Genomic DNA, 18,934 nt, shown 5'->3' with positions numbered 1-18,934 from the left:
GATGTTGGGAAAATTAACACTTGATGCGGTTCCGCTACACGAACCAATCATTATGGTTACCGTTGCTGCAATTGTTTTGGGTGGGCTGGCATTGGTCGCTGCCCTGACCTATTTCGGCAAATGGAAATGGTTATGGAGCGAATGGCTGACGTCGGTCGACCATAAGAAAATCGGTATCATGTACATTCTGGTCGCCATGGTCATGCTGTTGCGTGGTTTTGCCGACGCCATCATGATGCGTAGCCAGCAAGCACTTGCTTCTGCGGGTGAGGCCGGATTCCTCCCGCCTCATCACTATGATCAGATTTTCACCGCGCACGGCGTTATCATGATTTTCTTCATGGCGATGCCTTTTGTGGTCGGCTTGATGAACGTGGTCGTACCGCTACAAATCGGTGCTCGTGACGTTGCCTTCCCGTTCCTGAACTCACTGAGCTTCTGGTTCTTTGTCGTCGGGGTGGTGTTAATCAACATCTCTCTGGGAGTCGGTGAATTCGCGCAAACCGGTTGGTTGGCTTATCCGCCACTGTCAGGTAAAGAGTACAACCCAGGTGTCGGGGTCGATTACTGGATCTGGAGTCTACAGATTTCTGGTTTAGGGACCTTGCTGACCGGTGTTAACTTCTTCGCGACTATCTTGAAAATGCGTGCGCCTGGCATGTCGATGATGAAGATGCCTGTCTTCACGTGGGCAGCACTGTGTACCAACATTTTGATTATCGTTTCTTTCCCGATCCTGACTGTGACCGTCGCGTTACTGACACTGGACCGCTACCTTGGCACCCATTTCTTTACCAATGATATGGGTGGCAACATGATGATGTACATCAACCTGATTTGGGCCTGGGGCCATCCGGAAGTGTACATTTTGGTTCTGCCGGTATTCGGTGTGTTCTCCGAAGTGACCGCGACCTTCTCAAGAAAACGTCTGTTTGGTTACACCTCTTTAGTCTGGGCAACCATCGCGATTACCGTCCTGTCGTTTATTGTTTGGCTACACCACTTCTTCACCATGGGGTCCGGTGCCAACGTTAACGCCTTCTTCGGTATAGCCACGATGATCATTTCCATCCCTACAGGGGTGAAAATCTTCAACTGGTTGTTCACCATGTACCAAGGCCGTATTCAGTTTAACTCCGCAATGTTATGGACCGTTGGCTTTATCATCACCTTCTCTATCGGTGGGATGACTGGCGTACTGCTCGCCGTTCCGGGTGCAAACTTTGTACTGCATAACAGCCTGTTCCTGATTGCGCACTTCCATAACGTGATTATCGGCGGTGTGGTATTCGGTTGCTTCGCGGGTCTGACTTACTGGTGGCCTAAGTCCTTCGGCTTTACGCTGAATGAGAAATGGGGTATCCGTGCATTCTGGTTCTGGATAATTGGCTTCTTCGTCGCCTTTATGCCGTTGTATGTGCTGGGCTTTATGGGTATGACCCGTCGTCTGAGCCAAGACATCAACCCAGAGTTCCATCCGATGTTGATGGTGGCAGCGGGCGGTGCAGCACTGATTGCTTGCGGTATCTTGTGTCAGGTTATCCAAGTGTTCGTCAGTATTCGTGACCGCGAGCAAAACCGCGATCTGACTGGTGACCCATGGGGTGGCCGTACGCTGGAGTGGTCTACCTCTTCCCCACCGCCGTTCTATAACTTCGCTGTCGTGCCTGAAGTTGTTGACCGTGACGAATTCTGGGATATGAAAGAGAAAGGCGAAGCGTACAAACGCCCAGCGAAATACGAAGAAATCCACATGCCGAAGAATACCGGTGCAGGTGTGATTATTGCTGGCTTCAGCTTGATCTTCGGCTTTGCCATGATCTGGTATATCTGGTGGCTGGCCATCGTTGGCTTCGTCGGCATGATTGTGACCTGGATTGTGAAAAGCTTCGACGAGGATGTTGATTACTATGTGCCGGTTGCAGAAGTTGAGCGCATTGAAGATCTTCATCATGAACAAATCAGCAAAGCAGGCGTGAATCATGTCAACTGAAACTCTGACTAACCACAACGTCGCCCATGTAGAGCATGGGCATCACGATGCAGGAGCAACGAAAGTATTCGGCTTCTGGATCTATCTGATGAGCGACTGTATTTTGTTTGCGACCTTGTTCGCAACTTATGCAGTGCTGGTAAACGGGACCGCTGGCGGTCCTTCCGGTAGGGATATCTTCGACTTGAACTTTGTTCTGGTCGAAACCTTCCTGTTACTGTTCAGTAGTATTACTTACGGCATCGCTATGCTGGGCATGAATAAAGGCCATAAAAACCAGGTAAACACCTGGTTAGGTCTGACTTTCCTGTTCGGTCTGGGCTTTGTGGCAATGGAAATCTATGAGTTCCACCACCTGATTGCAGAAGGCTACGGCCCGGATCGCAGTGCGTTCCTGTCCAGCTTCTTTGCTCTGGTTGCCACTCACGGTATTCACGTTACTGCCGGCCTGGTTTGGATCATCATTATGATGATCCAAGTAGCAAAACGCGGCCTGAATGAGATGAACCGTACCCGTCTGATGTGCCTGAGCTTGTTCTGGCACTTCTTGGACGTGGTCTGGATCTGCGTATTCACCGTTGTCTATCTGTTAGGAGCCATGTAATGAGTCATCCAACAACTACTCACGGTGGAGCCAGCCACGGTAGCTTGAAGTCATATCTTATTGGCTTCATTCTGTCGGTCATTCTGACAGTTATTCCATTTGCTATGGTGATGAGCGGCACCGCCTCCCATACGACTATTCTGGCCACAGTGGTCGGTTTAGCCGTAGTGCAGATTATTGTGCACTTAGTGTACTTCCTGCATATGAATGGATCGTCCGAAGAACGTTGGAATCTGGTGGCGTTCCTGTTCACCGCTATGATTATCGCAATCGTTGTTGTGGGCTCACTCTGGATTATGTACAACCTCAACATCAATATGATGGTTGACTGAAGAGCTGCATGTGATGATTAAGCAATACCTGCAAGTAACTAAACCAGGAATTATTTTCGGCAATTTAATTTCTGTCGTTGGGGGATTTCTCCTCGCTTCCAAAGGCGTGATTGATTACCCCCTTTTTCTCGCCACCCTGTTCGGTGTCTCGTTAGTTGTTGCCTCCGGGTGTGTTTTTAACAACTATATCGACCGTGATATCGACCGTATCATGGAGAGAACGAAGAATCGTGTCCTGGTGAAAGGGCTTATCGATCCGAAAGTGAGCCTGATTTATGCATCAGTACTGGGTATTGCTGGCATGCTGTTGCTCTACGTCGCCGCCAATCTATTAGCAATGATGCTGGCAGTCATTGGTTTCGTTATCTATGTCGGGGTTTATAGCCTCTACATGAAACGAAAATCAGTCTACGGCACGTTGATTGGCAGCTTGTCAGGTGCCGCACCGCCGGTGATTGGCTACTGTGCTGTTACCGGGCAGTTCGATATGGGTGCATTGATCCTGCTGCTTATCTTCAGCTTGTGGCAAATGCCGCACTCTTATGCCATCGCGATTTTCCGTTTTAAGGATTATCAAGCTGCCAATATCCCGGTTCTGCCGGTGATAAAAGGAATATCGGTCACCAAAAACCATATTACCCTTTATATTTTGGCATTTATGGTCGCGACCTTGATGCTAACCTTAAGTGGCTATGCCGGTTATAAATATCTGGTTGTTGCTGCGGCGGTAAGTGTCTGGTGGCTGGGAATGGCATTGCGCGGCTACAAAGCAACCAATGACATCGTATGGGCGAGAAAACTCTTTGTCTTCTCTATCATTGCCATTACGTCATTGAGCGTCATGATGTCGGTTGATTTCAATGTCCCTTCCTCGACGGGATTACTGACTTACGTCGGATAATTTCAACCCTATTGATGTAAAAATGGCTGTTTCTGACAGCCATTTTTTTATTTCTGCCCTACCCTGCTGTTATCTTAAAACTCGCCTGTAATACATTCTAAACATCAATAGATTTACCGGTTGACGTTAACATCATTACAATAGTGCAATTGGTTTTTCTGAGGTGGTAATGAACGACAATAAAATGACTCCGCTAGAGCTTCGGGCGACTTGGGGGCTAGGTACGGTTTTCTCTTTGCGCATGCTTGGCATGTTCATGGTGCTGCCGGTTCTCACCACCTATGGCATGGCACTTTCTGGAGCCAGTGAAGCACTGATTGGTCTTGCTATTGGTATCTACGGTCTGTCTCAAGCCATTTTCCAAATTCCCTTTGGGCTAGTTTCCGACAAAATTGGTCGCAAACCCCTGATCGTCGGCGGTTTGTTGGTTTTTGCGTTAGGTAGCGTGATTGCGGCACTGAGTGATTCTATCTGGGGCATCATTCTGGGTCGGGCATTGCAAGGCTCTGGTGCAATTGCTGCCGCGGTCATGGCACTATTATCTGACCTGACACGAGAACAAAACCGCACCAAAGCAATGGCATTTATTGGCGTCAGTTTTGGTATCACCTTTGCTATCGCGATGGTTATTGGGCCAATAGTCACTCATGCCTTTGGTCTGCATGCCCTGTTCTGGGGTATAGCCATACTGGCATTATTAGGTATTGTCGTCACTTTAGCGGTGGTACCTGATGCTGAGCGGCATGTACTTAACCGCGAGTCCAGTATCGTCAAAGGCAGTGTGAGTAAGGTTCTCAACAACAGCCGGCTACTTAAACTCAATTTTGGCATCATGTGCCTGCATATCTTATTGATGTCGAGCTTTGTGGCTTTACCACAAATTATGGCCAGTGCCGGATTAGCCCCTGCCCAGCATTGGATTGTCTATCTGGTGACGATGTTGGTCTCGTTCGCCGCCGTAGTGCCATTCATTATCTATGCTGAAATCAAGCGCCGCATGAAGCAGGTTTTCATGGGCTGTGTCGCCGTGCTGTTTGCCGCCGAAGTGATGCTGTGGTCAGCCGGGCAACAGCTGTGGGTCATCATTGCCGGTGTGCAGCTATTCTTTATCGCCTTCAATGTCATGGAAGCGATATTGCCTTCATTAATTAGCAAAGAATCTCCGGCGGGTTATAAAGGTACGGCAATGGGGATCTACTCCACCAGCCAGTTTATTGGCGTGGCTATCGGCGGGAGTTTAGGCGGTTGGATATTTGGTATGGAAGGGGCAAGCATGGTATTTGCCGCCGGAGCGGTTATCGCGCTGGTGTGGTTTGCCGTCAGCACCACGATGCAGGAACCCCCTTATGTCAGTAGCCTGCGAATTACGTTGTCAGAATTGGCGGTCAAAGACTCGGCATTAGAAGAGCGGATTAAAGCCCAACCGGGAGTCACAGAAGCGGTGGTGGTGACGGCAGAACGGAGTGCTTACGTGAAAGTTGATACGAAAAAGACCAATCGTAGTCAGTTGGAGCAGTTGGTTAACACCGCCTAACCAATGCGTAAAAAGCCTGCCAGATAATAAAATGAGGAACAAAAACCGCTCGGCGGTTAGCGTTCCTCTTTATCCACTGACTTAGTCGCGGAAATTATTAAACTGGAATGGCTGGCCCAGATCAGCACCGCGAACCAATGCCATCACACTCTGCAAATCATCACGAGCTTTGCCGGTCACGCGCACTTGTTCGCCCTGAATTTGCGCCTGGACTTTCAGTTTGCTGTCTTTAATTAGCTTGACCAGCTTTTTGGCCTGCACACTTTCAATGCCTTGTTTCAGCTTGGCTTCTACACTGTAGGTTTTGCCGCTGCGATCCATTTCTTCCGGGATCTCCAACGCTGCACCTTCAATGCCACGCTTAGTCAGTTGAGCACGCAAAATATCCAGCAGTTGCTCAACCTGAAAATCAGATTCACTAACAACTTTGATACTTTCGTTCTTCTCATTTAATTCAAAACTCGCTGGAACATTACGAAAATCCCAACGGTTCGCCAGATCACGGGTGGCGTTTTCAACGGCATTACGCACTTCCTGCATATCAATTTCAGATACGATGTCGAAAGATGGCATATTCCCTCCTCCTGATAAGATGAATGGCAAGCATAATAACTGCTTTATCCCCCACAGACAAAGCCAAGCTGCTGACAATGGCTCAACTAAGCTGCGGTTCTTCGCTAACCGAGCTGGTAGCTAACTCTGCTTTTAATGACCAAAAAGTCTATAATCAAAGCATAACACCTAGAAAAAAGTCGTGTATTACTGCTCACACCAAGGAGGTCTCAATGAAAATTACTGTGCTTGGTTGCGGAGCTCTCGGGCAATTATGGCTATCCGCGTTATACCAGCAAGGCCATGATGTACAAGGCTGGCTTCGTGTGCCACAGCCCTTTTGTTCAGTCAATGTCATTACGTTAAACGGCGAGGCTTTCAATCAGAACCTCCCGACGAACGATCCAGAGCATTTGTCGAAAAGTGAATTACTGCTAGTGTGCTTAAAGGCATGGCAAGTTTCCAGTGCCGTTAGCACTTTGCTACCTAAACTAAACCCTGAATGTCATATTTTACTGCTACATAACGGGATGGGAACTCAGGAGGAATTGCCTCGGGATGAGCATGTTTTCCTGCATGGTGTCACCACACATGCCGCTCGTCGCGACGGCAACACGATTGTCCATGTTGCCAGCGGTATTACTCATATCGGCCCGACCTCACCCACAATAATAGATATCAGCCATCTGGCCGATGTTTTGCATCAGGCACTACCGGATGTTGCTTGGCATAATGATATTTCAGCCGCATGTTGGCAAAAATTAGCGGTAAATTGTGTAATTAACCCACTGACGGGACTGTATAATTGCCGTAATGGTGATTTGCAACGCTACCCAGAGTTGATTACCCGTTTGTGTGCTGAGGTCGCCAGTGTGATGGAGATGGAAGGTTACCATACCTCAACTGACAGCCTACTTAGCTACGTTAACGATGTTATCCAGAATACGGCAGATAACATCTCGTCTCTATTGCAGGATTTACGTTGCCAACGGCACACCGAAATAGACTACATCACCGGTTATTTACTGCGACGCGCACGTAGCCACGGCATGGTATTACCGGAGAATTCCCGGCTGTATGATTTAATTAAGCGTAAGGAAAATGAGTATGAGCGTATCGGCGCTGGTTTGCCTGGCTCCTGGTAGCGAAGAAACAGAAGCGGTTACCACTATTGATATTCTGGTGCGCGCGGGTATTCAGGTTACGACCGCCAGTGTTGCCAGCGACGGTGCATTAGAAATCGTCTGTTCACGCGGCGTGCGGTTATTGGCTGATGCACGGCTAGTGGATGTGGCGGATGAAAAATTTGATGTGGTGGTGCTGCCCGGCGGTATTAAAGGGGCAGAATGCTTTCGTGACAGCCCGCTATTAGTCGCGACCGTGCAGCAAACCCATAATGAAGGCCGTTTGGTCGCAGCAATCTGTGCTGCCCCCGCCTTAGTGCTTGAACATCACAATCTGTTCCCGGTGGGGAATATGACGGGGTTTCCGGCGCTGAAAGATAAAATTACCGCCACTAAATGGATGGATCAGCGAGTTGTTTATGACCGGCGGGTGAATTTGGTGACCAGTCAAGGGCCAGGAACATCAATTGATTTCGCTCTGAAGATTGTTTTCTTACTGCTTGGGCGCGAGAAAGCTGAAGAAATTGCCTGGCAGTTGGTATTACCTCCGGGAATTTATAACTACCGCGAATAGTAGATAGAGAATCAAAAGAACCGCCCATTTTATCTGACCCAAAATGGGCGGTGTTATATTTGTGACAAATCAGGCCAAGGCTTCTTTGCCTATTTGAGCCTGCTGACTTTTACGATCGCGTTCCAGTTCCAACACCCCACGGTGTGACAGATAACAGAAAATAATGCAGCAGACAATTCCGCCCATCAGCAAATAGAAACCGCCGTGCCAACCCACTCTGTCAACCATAATACCGAACAGGCTGGTCCCTAACGATGCGCCCAGAATATAACTCATAAAACCACGCAAACCGACGGCGGAACCCACAGCAAAGCTCGGAACAATCTCCATGGTTTGTACTGAAGCCAGGAATTGCGGGACGTAGATTAAGCAACCAACAATAGCCGCAAAGAAAGTCACCATCAGTAACGAGTCACACTGCCAATAACCAATAAGGCAGATAAATATCATCACCATACAGATCATCGCCAGTGGCATCCGGCGTCCACGGAAGAACTTATCAGATAACCAACCCGCTAATAGCGTCGAAGGAATTGCCGCCCATTCAAAGAATAAGAAAGCGACGCTCATCTCTCCTTTGGTGAAATGCTTTTCTGTCAGTAAGTAAATAGGCAGCCAGCTAATCATGCCGAAGCGCACCATATAAACGAACACATCAACAAATGAGACATACCAGGCATGTTTATTCTTCAATACGTAAGTACAAAAAATCTGAAATGCTGACATATTCTCCGGGGCTTGTTGCCCGGCTTTTATCGGCTCCACAACCAAGTCTTCAGGCATGATTTTTTGTAGTGGAGGTAAGCCCTCACTTACCGGTGAACCTTTCCCTAGCAGTAAAACCAGTGAACCTAACACAACCGCAACACCTGCGGGCACAATATAACTGGCGGTTTGCCAATGTTCAGTACCTAAAATGGCGAATGCCCCGCCGACAATGGGCGCGACAATACCGCCTCCGACGTTATGTGAAATATTCCAGATAGCGCCGACTCGGCCTCGTTCACGGCGCGGGAACCAATTGGCGATGGTAATAAAAGAGGGCCCCACCCCCATGCCCTGGAAGAAGCCGTTAAAAATGACCAAGACCGCGAATAACCAAAATGCCCCGCTAAACCCCAGCCCGACGTTAACCAATGCACAAAGTAGTAATCCGACCGCCATATACACTTTGGGATTGGCTTTATCCGCCAAACTACTCATGATGCCTTTGCTGATACCATAAGCAATTAACATACAACTGCTCAACAAACCTATTTCTGTTGCGCTGAGATGTAATTGTTCTTTTAAATAAGGTGTTGAGAGTGTGAAGTTATTTCTCACAATATAGTAAGAAAGATAACCAATAAATATACTGAACAGCGCCTGAGCCCGATAACGATTATATGTAGCAATAACTTTATCATCGGGGACTTTATGCGTTGCAACTTTAGGCTTCATAAATGAGAGCATAGTTCACCTTACCGATTTATTATTAAATTCATTTTTAGAAAAATAGAAACCCTGGCATTGATGCCAATAATTATTTTTGTGGCAATATCACCATCGTAATAAATGGATGACAACACAGACATAAACCAGTTGATATTACTGGGTCTACTGCGTCATTATGTTGCCAGACCAGCATGCAATGATGCCTTGACGGATGCAACAGTGCTAATATGTTTCAATATCGACACAATGGGCGGGGAATTATGAGTCAAAATTAACTCATTTATCATTATTGTTATTTTATTTGTCTAAAAAAGATAAAAATGGGACAAACAAGAACAATATTCCCTGAAAAAATATAGCTTTTATTTATTGTTTTTTTGATATTAGTCACACATTGCCAGAGGAAATAAAATATATGCGAGCATTAACTACATTGCTGCTGAGTATAATTTTCACTGCCAGCTTTACGTGTGCCAGTATGGCGAATGAACTGGTTATTGCGACGACATTCTCCCCTGAAGCCACAGCGCATATTATTTCTCAGTGGCAAAAACAACCACAATCTATTGCCGTGCGTACCCTTAATCGCACCAGTTCTTCACTTGAACGGCTGCTGGATACTCCGATGGGAGAAAGTATTGATTTAATACTCACATCATCGCCCATGTTGATGCAGCACTTACAAGATCACCAACAGTTAAATCCTCTGCCACCACTGCCACGGCAAAACCAGCAACAGTTAGTCCCTGAATCCATCCGCAATTCTACTGTCGCGGTGGCAATTTCGGGCTACGGTATTTTGGCAAACAGTGCGCGATTAAAAGAGAAACATTTACCTACCCCGACGACATGGGAAGGGCTGAAAGATGCCCGCTATCAGGGAATGATTTTGATGAGTAGCCCCTCTCGCTCGGATACTAATCATCTGATGATAGAAACCTTATTGCAGGAACGTGGCTGGGAGCAAGGTTGGGCTACTTTGTTGGAGGTTTCGGGGAATTTGGCGACGATTTCATCGCGCAGTTTTGGCGTCTCGAATAAAATTAAAACCGGATTAGGTGTCGCCGGGCCAATTATTGATAACTATGCCACTTTACTATTAAAAGACCCGCAACTCACTTTCAGTTATTTTCCGCAAAGTGGTGCCTCCCCGACATTTATTGCAATAACTAAAAACAGTGCGCATCAGAGTGACGCCACCCGCTTTATTCATTTCTTGCTCAGTGATATTGGACAACAAGCTTTGTCCGACACCGCAACAGGTAAATATCCGGTCACTCCGCTGCCTGAAAGCGACCCTCGTGCCAAACAGCAACAACGTTTATTGCAACAAACACCACTAGATTATCGGCAAATCCTGCTGCGTCAGCAGTTAGTGCAACAACTATTCGATACCGCCATCAGCTTTCGGCTACATCAATTGCAGGATGCCTGGAAAGCACTCCACAATGCGGAAACTCGTTTGAAACGACCACTGCCTGAAATCCGTGCTTTGTTGACCGCTATCCCCGTTTCGGACCGGCAGGCAACTGATACCCGCTATTTATCATTGTTTAACCAAGCCAAAAATACCGATAATTCACAGGAAACCGAGCTAATGGCATGGCAGCAGTTTTTTCAGCAGCAGCAATATTTGGCGATCCAACAACTGGAATCGCTTAAATGAATCTGTTATGGCAGCGCATCACCATCAGCTCTCTCTTGCGCTGGGCATTTGCCTTTGGTGCCATTTTGACCCTGTTTGTCAGTGCAGTCAGTCTCTATTCCTGGAATGAGCAACGCCAGCAAATCCGTTACGCGCTGAATGAATACTTCCCTAAAATTCAGGCATCCTTTCAGTTAGAAGAAAATCTTAATGCACTCATTCAAGAATTAAATGAATTCCAACATGCCCCCAACACCAGTGCCCGCATTCAGATGCGCGACCAAATTTCACACCGTCTGGATACTATTGAACAAGCCAGCCACCGGCTGACACCTGATAATCAACAACAACTGGCCATTACTCTCCATCACAGCCGTGAATTGCTCTCACAGTTGGACAGCGCTCTGTACAGCAATTTTCTGGCGAAAGAAAAAGTGACAGAAATTGCCGCGCGGATTAACTGGCTACATGATGATTTTAATAATGAGCTAACGTCACTTTCACAAGATATCAGTTGGCAGCAAGGCTCATTAATTGATCAACTCACGCAGAAAACCAGTACGACGAAAAGCCAACAACTGCAAACAACACTGCGCAATGTGCAAGATGAGTTGCAACTGGTCTACGCACTGGCACATATCGAAACACAGATTGTCGATGATCTACGTGAGCAACTGAATAATACAAATATTGATAGCCTGAATAACCACGTTCGTTATCTCAGCTATCTTAAGCAAACCGCTGAATCAAATATGCAATCGCTGGCTAAACACCCCAGTACCATTACCTTACGCCAGACTATTGATGAACTGCTCAACCTCGGTATCGCTGATAAGAAAATGCCGGCTATTTTGCAAGAACGCGCCGCCGCACTGGCACTACTGGAGCAAACAATCGACGCCAAGGAGCAGACTCTCAGCCGGTTTCGTGCCCAAATAGAAAATCAGCTCGGCAGTAGCCACCAAGAGCTACAAACATTTAATCAACGGCTCGGGCATATCATGAGCATCAGTGGCCTGCTGATTGCTATTGCCACCCTGCTAGCGCTACTGTTTGCCTTTATTCTCAATCATTTTTATATTCGTTCCCGTTTAATCAAGCGCTTCACTCTACTGAATCAATCTGTCGCCCGCCTAGGTTGTGGTGAATTGGACACCACCATCCCGGTCTATGGTGGTGATGAGCTTGGGCGAATTGCCGGTTTACTGCGGCGCACTATCGGCCAAATAAATCAGCAAAAAAATCAGTTAAAACAAGAAATCAGCGAACGGATGGTGATTGAGAACAACTTGCGTACAGCTCAGGATGAACTGATACAAGCAGCAAAACTGGCCGTGGTTGGGCAAACCATGACCACTCTGGCTCATGAAATCAATCAGCCACTCAATGCGTTATCACTTTATATTTTCAGTAGTGAACGCGCGCTACAAAGCGATGATAAGCAGACGCTACAGAGTAATTTAGCCAAGATGCAGGGGCTTAACTTGCGGATTGTCAATATCATCAAGCAATTACGTCAATTCTCGCGGCGTAGCGATGCAGACCAACAATTACAACCGATTGATCTTAGCCGCAGCCTAAATGACGCGTGGGATTTACTCGCCTTACGTCACCGACCACTCAATGCGCGCCTTATCGCACCAGAGAGTATTCCCTCCGTCTATGGTGATGAAGTTCGTATTCAACAGGTGCTGGTGAACCTACTCACAAATGCATTAGAAGCCAGTCCGCAAGCCGCCCCAGTGATTACCGTCTGTTTGGATCAGCAGCCAGGTTATCTGTTATTGATACTCAGTGATAATGGTCAGGGTTGGCCCCTCGCATTGGCTAGTCGTTTGCTACAACCATTTACCACCAGCAAGGAAGTGGGGCTGGGGATTGGGTTATCCATTAGCCAGTCAATTATGGAGCAGTGCAGTGGAGAGCTGCGGCTAGCCTCGACATTAGATCGCCATGCCATGGTGATCCTGCAATTTAGGAGCCTTGACCATGTCAAATGACAAATTCTCGCCATTAACTCATGAGCATCAAATTCTTTTGATCGATGATGATGCTGATGTGCTAGAGGCTTATCACCAAATTCTGACACAAGAGGGATATCAAGTTTATCCCTGTAACTCACCCACCGCAGCGGCAGAGATGATCCCGCCAGACTGGCGCGGTATGGTGATCAGTGATGTTTGTATGCCCGGATTATCGGGAATGGTACTGCTGGAAGTCTTGCTACAACAAGATCGTCATCTGCCCATTTTACTGATAACCGGCCATGGTGATGTTCCTATGGCGGTCGAAGCAGTTAAAAAAGGAGCCTATGATTTTTTAGAGAAACCCGTTAATCCAGCAAAGCTATTACTCACTGTTAATCAAGCGCTTGCTGACCGCTATGCACTGATTACCCGGCGCTGCTGGCAGCGCGAGCAGCTAAGTGAGCACTTACTGGGTAGCAGTGGTTGGGTAAAACAATTACGTGAGCGATTACAGATGCTGGCTGATGTGGATGTGCCGGTGTTCTTCTATGGCGAACTGGGAACCGGTCGCACACTGGCCGCACGTTATCTACATCAATTAAGTCGGCGTAGAGATAAACCGTTACTGATGGCGGACCCTGCCAGTGAATCGGGTGCCCAACTGGATAGTTGGATAGCACAGGCATCAGGCGGCACTTTAGTGATTAAAAATATCGAGTTACTGAGCCAGCAACAGCAACGTTCATTAGCTCAGCAGCAAAGTCCTGACGATTGCTGTTTCCGCCTGATTGCCTTGAGCCACACCCCGGCAACTCAGTTGGCCGCACAGCAACAATTGGTGCCAGAGCTCTATTATCGTTTCTCACTGAGCCATATTGAGTGCCTGCCACTGTCCCGACGCCCTGGTGATATTGAAATATTATTCCGCCATTATCTTGAGAATGCCTGCACCCGACTCAATCGCCAGCGTCCTCAGCTCAGCGAAACTTTCGTGAAGAGCTTATGCCGCCGCCCTTGGCCGGGGAATATTCGTGAATTGCTTAATGCAGCTGAATTATTTGCCGTCGGCGTCATGCCACTGGCGGATACTACAGGGGAGCTGGCAGGTGATACCGACTGCACACCCCTAGATGAGCGAATTGATCAGTATGAGTGCCGGATAATTAATGAAGCGCTAAATATTCATCAAGGGCGAATTAACGATGTCGCGGAATATTTGCAGGTACCGCGGAAAAAACTCTATCTGCGGATGAAAAAATATGGCATCGATAAAAAAGATTACCGCTATTAGGGATTGAAAGAGGAACAATCTCCCCTAAGAAACGTAACGAACGAAAGGAGTTTGGGCGCGCCCTGTGCAGAACACGCAACCTACACATAGTACGCGAGGAGTTCAAGCACTGCGCAATCCCAGAATGGCAAAGCGCAGTAGCCGTCAATGATTCAAAAATTAAGGGCGATAAACTTTCACGTTGGTATAACCCTGCTCGCGCAGATACAACGCCTGCAAACGGCTCATCACACCGCGATCGCAATACAGCAGATAAGTCTTGCTCTGATCCAGATCGGCAAATTGTGTGCTCAGTTTATAGAAAGGCAAGGCCCGGACTGTAACACTGTCTAATTTCAGTGGCTTTTCTTCCTGCTCATCTGGCGCACGGATATCCAAGAGCACATCGGTATCAGCCAGCTCTGCAACAGTTTCAACTTCAATGACCTGTTCGCGGCTTTGCTCCGCGATTTCACGGATATCGACGTTTTTAGCTTCACTGACAACCCGGTCCAGAATAGAGAAGTCAAAGTGAGATTCTTCCTCTTCAATCTTGGCCTTAACTGCTTTCACTGTCGGGCTTTTTGAGATCACACCACAATATTCTGGCATAGTTTTCGCGAAATCTTCGGTACCAATTTCCCGCGCCAGGTTGATGATGTGCTCTTTATCATGCGAGATAAGTGGGCGCAGAATCAGGGTATCAGAAGCATTATCAATTAAGCGTAAGTTAGTCAGGGTCTGGCTGGAAACCTGCCCCAGAGCTTCACCGGTAACCAAAGCCTGCACACCATAACGTTCGGCAACCTGAGATGCCGCACGTACCATCATGCGTTTCAAGACCACGCCCATCTGGCCATCTTCGACTTTCTCTAAGATCTCGCCAACTACCGGCTCGAAATCAATGGCAACAAAACGTACCCGATGGGAACTGCCAAAACGATTCCACAGATAATGCGCCACTTGCTTCACGCCAATTTCATGGGCAGAACCACCAAGATTGAAGAAGCAATAGTGTACACGACAGCCTCGGCGCATCAGCATATAGCTGGAGACACCGGAGTCAAAACCACCTGAAATCAGAGATAAAACATCTTCCTGAGTACCGATCGGGAAGCCACCTAACCCTTCATGGCGTGCTTTAATCAGTGTCAGTTTATCCTGATCAACTTCCAGATGAACGGTCACTTGTGGATGATTCAGTTTGACTTTGGCACTTTCAATATGCTGATTCAGGCCGCCACCGACATATCGCTCAACATCGCCAGAAGAAAATTCATGTTTACCACGGCGTTTAACCCGCACACAGAAAGTTTTTCCGACCAGTGTTTCGCGGTAGGCTTCCAGCGTTTGCTCAAAAATATTGTGCATATCAGTGTAGCTACGATCTTCCACTTCGAGAATATGGTGAATTCCCGGCACGCGGGTCAGGGCATCACAAATCTGTGGGCCAAGATTGTCATCTTTGGTGCGGATTTCAATATGATCCCAATGACGGACCACCGCAAGGGTGTCATCCTCAAGGTTTTTCAGTACGTTGCGAATGTTGGTTGTGAGGATTTTAATGAAGCGCAATCGCACAGATTGACTCTTGATGGTGATTTCTGGGAACAATTTAATGATAAACTTCATGGCGGTCTTTAGTTGTCTGGTTATGGAGTGATGGCGTCGCTATCGATTAGCAACAGTCAAAGGCGTTAGCGAAAACATGCAAGCCGTGGAGTATATCACTATATGGGGAGCCACTGCGTACTAAAAACCAGACTTAAACGCCACGATTTCCCCTGCATTATCCGCTAGAATAGCCGGTAATAAGTTTCAGACATGAAAAGTTGCTTTCAGCAAGCAGAAAAAGATTACGCACCATCAAGGTTACGTTTCATAAAAGCTATCGAGTCAAATAAAAACTATGCCAAAAAAAGCCGCATCACCCGAAACCAAAGCTGCCAGTTTTGAGACATCGCTCAGCGAACTGGAACAGATTGTTACTCGCCTGGAGTCAGGTGAACTTCCGCTGGAAGAAGCATTAAATGAGTTTGAGCGTGGCGTACAATTGGCGCGCCTTGGGCAACAAACCTTGCTGCAGGCTGAACAGCGCGTTCAGGTTCTTCTGAGCGACGATGTCGATGCTCCATTAACCCCTTTTACTCCGGATGCTGAGTAGCCTTATGTCTAACGCCCACTCAACCGTTGATTTTAACCAGCAGCTTGCCGCACATCAGCAACGGGTTAATCAGGCAATACTGGACTTCATCGCCCCCCTTCCTTTTGGGAACAGTGACTTAGTCAAAGCCATGCGCTATGGTGCGGTGCTTGGCGGTAAACGGCTACGTCCTTATCTGGTTTATGCCACCGGTCAAATGTTTGGCTTGTCACTGGCTAATTTGGATGCCCCAGCTGCGGCAATTGAATGTATTCATGCTTATTCATTGATGCATGATGATTTACCGGCGATGGATGACGATGATTTGCGCCGTGGCCAGCCAACCTGCCATGTAAAATTTGGTGAAGCCAATGCCATTTTGGCAGGTGACGCGCTGCAAACCTTGGCTTTCTCTATCTTGGCAGAGAGCCCAATGCCCGACGTGGCAGATAAAGATCGCCTGTCGATGATTGCAGAATTAGCCTATGCCAGTGGTGTTGCCGGGATGTGTGGCGGGCAGGCATTGGATCTGGAAGCTGAAGCCCGCCAGATCTCACTGGACGACCTTGAGCAAATCCACCGTCATAAAACCGGTGCATTGATCCGCGCAGCTGTTCGCCTCGGTGCACTGGCAGCCGGGGCTCCTGGGCGCGAGGCATTGCCGTTGCTTGATCGTTATGCAAATGCCATCGGTCTGGCCTTTCAGGTACAGGACGATATTTTAGATGTTATCGGCGATACAGCTACAATTGGTAAACGACAGGGTTCAGACCAGCAACTCGGAAAGAGTACCTACCCGGCTCTGCTGGGATTGGATTGCGCCAAAGCTAAAGCCATGGATCTTTATCAGGAAGCTATTGACGCCCTGAATGCGCTGTCAGAACAATCCTATAACATAGCGCCGCTGCAGGCGTTAGCCTGTTTTATTATTGAGCGTGATAACTAGAAATATACTGGCAGTTCGTAAATGCCTACTTACAATTTTGATATGAGCATCGAATGAGTCTTGATATAGCCAAATACCCGACATTGGCACTTGCGCAGAACCCTGAAGAACTGCGCATGTTGCCAAAAGAAAGTCTGCCGAAGTTATGTGATGAACTCCGGCAGTATTTGCTCGCCTCTGTCAGCCGATCCAGTGGGCATTTCGCCTCCGGGTTGGGTGTGGTCGAACTCACTGTCGCGTTGCATTACGTCTACAACACCCCATTTGATCATCTGGTGTGGGACGTGGGCCATCAGGCTTATCCGCACAAAATATTAACCGGTCGCCGCGAGCAGATAGGCACAATTCGCCAAAAAGATGGCTTGCATCCTTTCCCGTGGCGCGGTGAAAGTGAGTATGACGTGCTTTCTGTCGGTCACTCCTCAACCTCAATCAGTGCGGGTTTGGGGATGGCAGTGGCTGCTGAACGTGAAGGTAAAGGGCGACGTACCGTGTGTGTCATTGGTGACGGGGCGATTACTGCCGGTATGGCTTTCGAAGCCATGAATCATGCTGGTGATATTCATTCAGACATGCTGGTTATCCTTAACGATAACGAAATGTCCATCTCTGAAAACGTAGGCGGCCTGAACAATCATTTGGCTCAATTATTATCTGGCAAGCTCTACGCCAGCCTGCGTGAAGGGGGTAAAAAAGCATTCTCCGGTTTACCGCCAATTAAAGATCTGCTGAAACGTACCGAAGAACACCTTAAAGGTATGGTCGTGCCTAGCACCTTATTTGAAGAGTTGGGTTTCAATTATATTGGCCCAATTGATGGGCACGATGTGCAGGCATTGACGCAAACTTTAAAAAATATGCGCGACCTGAAAGGCCCGCAACTGTTGCATATCATGACCAAAAAGGGCAAAGGCTACGCTCCAGCTGAAAAAGATCCTATCGGCTGGCATGCCGTGCCTAAATTTGATCCGGCCTCCGGCACTTTACCAAAAAGCCAGGGCAGCTTGCCAACTTACTCCAAAATTTTTGGCGAATGGCTATGTGAAACTGCCGCTAAAGATAGCCAGTTAATGGCCGTTACCCCAGCCATGCGTGAAGGCTCCGGTATGGTGCGTTTCTCACGCGAATATCCACAGCAGTATTTTGATGTTGCAATCGCGGAGCAGCACGCTGTCACTTTTGCAGCAGGCTTGGCTATTGGTGGTTATAAACCCGTTGTGGCTATCTATTCAACTTTCCTACAGCGAGCTTACGATCAGTTAATCCATGATGTTGCCATCCAGAATCTGCCGGTATTATTCGCAATTGACCGAGGTGGTTTGGTGGGTGCCGATGGTCAAACCCATCAGGGCGCATTCGATCTTTCATTCATGCGCTGCATTCCTAATATGGTCATCATGGCTCCAAGCGATGAGAACGAATGCCGCCAAATGCTGCACACCGGTTATCACCACCATGGGCCCGCAGCAGTGCGCTACCCACGCGGCAATGGCACCGGAGCAGTATTAGAGCCATTAGCGATCTTGCCTATCGGTAAAGGGATTGTGCGCCGTGAAGGTGAAAAAATTGCCATTCTGTGCTTCGGTACGTTACTGGCCCAAACACAAATTGTCGCCGATAACCTTAATGCCACTTTGGTAGATATGCGTTTCGTCAAACCATTGGATGAGGAGCTAATATTGGAGATGGCAGCCAGCCACGAAGTCTTCGTCACGGTGGAGGAGAATGCCATTATGGGCGGTGCAGGCAGTGGTGTGAATGAGTTGCTGATGGCAAAACGGCAGTTAGTCCCAGTACTTAACCTTGGTTTACCTGACCACTTTATTCCACAAGGTGAACAAGACGAAATGCGGGCTGAATTTGGTTTGGATGCCGCAGGTATACAGCGCCAGATTGAAGCATGGTTGGCGTAATA

The 18,934-nt window shown here is 47.9% G+C and carries 16 protein-coding genes; 13 read left to right on the top strand and 3 right to left on the bottom strand.

Features of this window, described 5'->3' with window-relative positions; translation table 11 throughout:
• The first annotated feature begins 1 nt into the window (after position 1).
• The 5 genes from cyoB (at position 2) to DJ58_RS03810 (ending at position 5,364) form a co-directional block, all read left to right on the top strand.
• Positions 2–1,993, top strand: a complete 1,992-nt coding sequence (gene cyoB, locus DJ58_RS03790) for a cytochrome o ubiquinol oxidase subunit I (protein WP_004707566.1) — start codon at positions 2–4, stop codon at positions 1,991–1,993.
• Complete coding sequence (locus DJ58_RS03795) at positions 1,983–2,597, top strand: cytochrome o ubiquinol oxidase subunit III (RefSeq protein WP_032910674.1); 615 nt, start codon at positions 1,983–1,985, stop codon at positions 2,595–2,597. The genes cyoB and DJ58_RS03795 overlap by 11 nt, the downstream gene beginning before the upstream one ends.
• Positions 2,597–2,929, top strand: a complete 333-nt coding sequence (locus DJ58_RS03800) for a cytochrome o ubiquinol oxidase subunit IV (protein ID WP_025377412.1) — start codon at positions 2,597–2,599, stop codon at positions 2,927–2,929. Before DJ58_RS03795 ends, DJ58_RS03800 begins: the two co-directional genes overlap by 1 nt.
• 13 nt (positions 2,930–2,942) lie before the next feature.
• Positions 2,943–3,830, top strand: a complete 888-nt coding sequence (cyoE, locus tag DJ58_RS03805) for a heme o synthase (protein WP_032910673.1) — start codon at positions 2,943–2,945, stop codon at positions 3,828–3,830.
• Between the two features lie 169 nt (positions 3,831–3,999).
• Positions 4,000–5,364: an MFS transporter gene (locus DJ58_RS03810; protein WP_032910672.1), complete on the top strand. Its 1,365-nt coding sequence runs from the start codon at positions 4,000–4,002 to the stop codon at positions 5,362–5,364.
• Between the two features lie 81 nt (positions 5,365–5,445).
• Here the strand turns inward: DJ58_RS03810 and DJ58_RS03815 are convergent, their stop codons facing one another.
• Positions 5,446–5,937: a YajQ family cyclic di-GMP-binding protein gene (locus DJ58_RS03815; protein WP_004707559.1), complete on the bottom strand. Its 492-nt coding sequence runs from the start codon at positions 5,935–5,937 to the stop codon at positions 5,446–5,448.
• 212 nt (positions 5,938–6,149) lie between these two features.
• Between DJ58_RS03815 and panE the strand changes: the two genes are divergently transcribed.
• Both panE and yajL read left to right on the top strand, forming a co-directional pair.
• Complete coding sequence (gene panE / locus DJ58_RS03820) at positions 6,150–7,061, top strand: 2-dehydropantoate 2-reductase (RefSeq protein WP_032910671.1); 912 nt, start codon at positions 6,150–6,152, stop codon at positions 7,059–7,061.
• The gene (yajL, locus tag DJ58_RS03825) at positions 7,024–7,614 is read left to right on the top strand and encodes a protein deglycase YajL (RefSeq protein ID WP_032910670.1); all 591 of its coding nucleotides are present in this window, start codon (positions 7,024–7,026) and stop codon (positions 7,612–7,614) included. Before panE ends, yajL begins: the two co-directional genes overlap by 38 nt.
• Positions 7,615–7,683: 69 nt before the next feature.
• On the opposite strand, the gene pgtP is transcribed toward yajL, so the two are convergent.
• Positions 7,684–9,066 (bottom strand): phosphoglycerate transporter PgtP, encoded by a 1,383-nt coding sequence (gene pgtP / locus DJ58_RS03830; protein ID WP_032910669.1) that lies wholly within the window; start codon positions 9,064–9,066, stop codon positions 7,684–7,686.
• Positions 9,067–9,463: 397 nt separating this feature from the next.
• Between pgtP and DJ58_RS03835 the strand changes: the two genes are divergently transcribed.
• From DJ58_RS03835 to pgtA, 3 genes are read left to right on the top strand one after another with little or no spacing between them, the layout of a single operon-like run.
• Positions 9,464–10,714, top strand: coding sequence for an ABC transporter substrate-binding protein (locus DJ58_RS03835; protein WP_004707551.1), 1,251 nt, complete (start codon positions 9,464–9,466; stop codon positions 10,712–10,714).
• Positions 10,711–12,693, top strand: a complete 1,983-nt coding sequence (pgtB, locus tag DJ58_RS03840) for a two-component system sensor histidine kinase PgtB (protein WP_032910668.1) — start codon at positions 10,711–10,713, stop codon at positions 12,691–12,693. The genes DJ58_RS03835 and pgtB overlap by 4 nt, the downstream gene beginning before the upstream one ends.
• The gene (pgtA, locus tag DJ58_RS03845; RefSeq protein ID WP_050413890.1) at positions 12,683–13,951 is read left to right on the top strand and encodes a two-component system response regulator PgtA; all 1,269 of its coding nucleotides are present in this window, start codon (positions 12,683–12,685) and stop codon (positions 13,949–13,951) included. Before pgtB ends, pgtA begins: the two co-directional genes overlap by 11 nt.
• 159 nt (positions 13,952–14,110) lie before the next feature.
• On the opposite strand, the gene thiI is transcribed toward pgtA, so the two are convergent.
• Positions 14,111–15,562: a tRNA uracil 4-sulfurtransferase ThiI gene (gene thiI, locus DJ58_RS03850; protein WP_004707546.1), complete on the bottom strand. Its 1,452-nt coding sequence runs from the start codon at positions 15,560–15,562 to the stop codon at positions 14,111–14,113.
• Between the two features lie 277 nt (positions 15,563–15,839).
• Between thiI and xseB the strand changes: the two genes are divergently transcribed.
• From xseB to dxs, 3 genes are read left to right on the top strand one after another with little or no spacing between them, the layout of a single operon-like run.
• On the top strand, positions 15,840–16,094 hold the full coding sequence (gene xseB / locus DJ58_RS03855) for an exodeoxyribonuclease VII small subunit (protein WP_004707544.1): 255 nt from the start codon (positions 15,840–15,842) through the stop codon (positions 16,092–16,094).
• Positions 16,095–16,098: 4 nt separating this feature from the next.
• Positions 16,099–17,019 (top strand): (2E,6E)-farnesyl diphosphate synthase, encoded by a 921-nt coding sequence (ispA, locus tag DJ58_RS03860; RefSeq protein WP_004707543.1) that lies wholly within the window; start codon positions 16,099–16,101, stop codon positions 17,017–17,019.
• A 53-nt stretch (positions 17,020–17,072) separates the two neighbouring features.
• The gene (gene dxs, locus DJ58_RS03865; RefSeq protein WP_004707542.1) at positions 17,073–18,932 is read left to right on the top strand and encodes a 1-deoxy-D-xylulose-5-phosphate synthase; all 1,860 of its coding nucleotides are present in this window, start codon (positions 17,073–17,075) and stop codon (positions 18,930–18,932) included.
• Positions 18,933–18,934: the final 2 nt, after the last annotated feature.

The organism is Yersinia frederiksenii ATCC 33641, from assembly GCF_000754805.1.
In the GTDB taxonomy this organism is placed as follows: Bacteria; Pseudomonadota; Gammaproteobacteria; order Enterobacterales; family Enterobacteriaceae; genus Yersinia; species Yersinia frederiksenii.
Note: the sequence above shows the minus strand (reverse complement) of the source record. Positions and strands in the feature narration are given on the sequence as shown.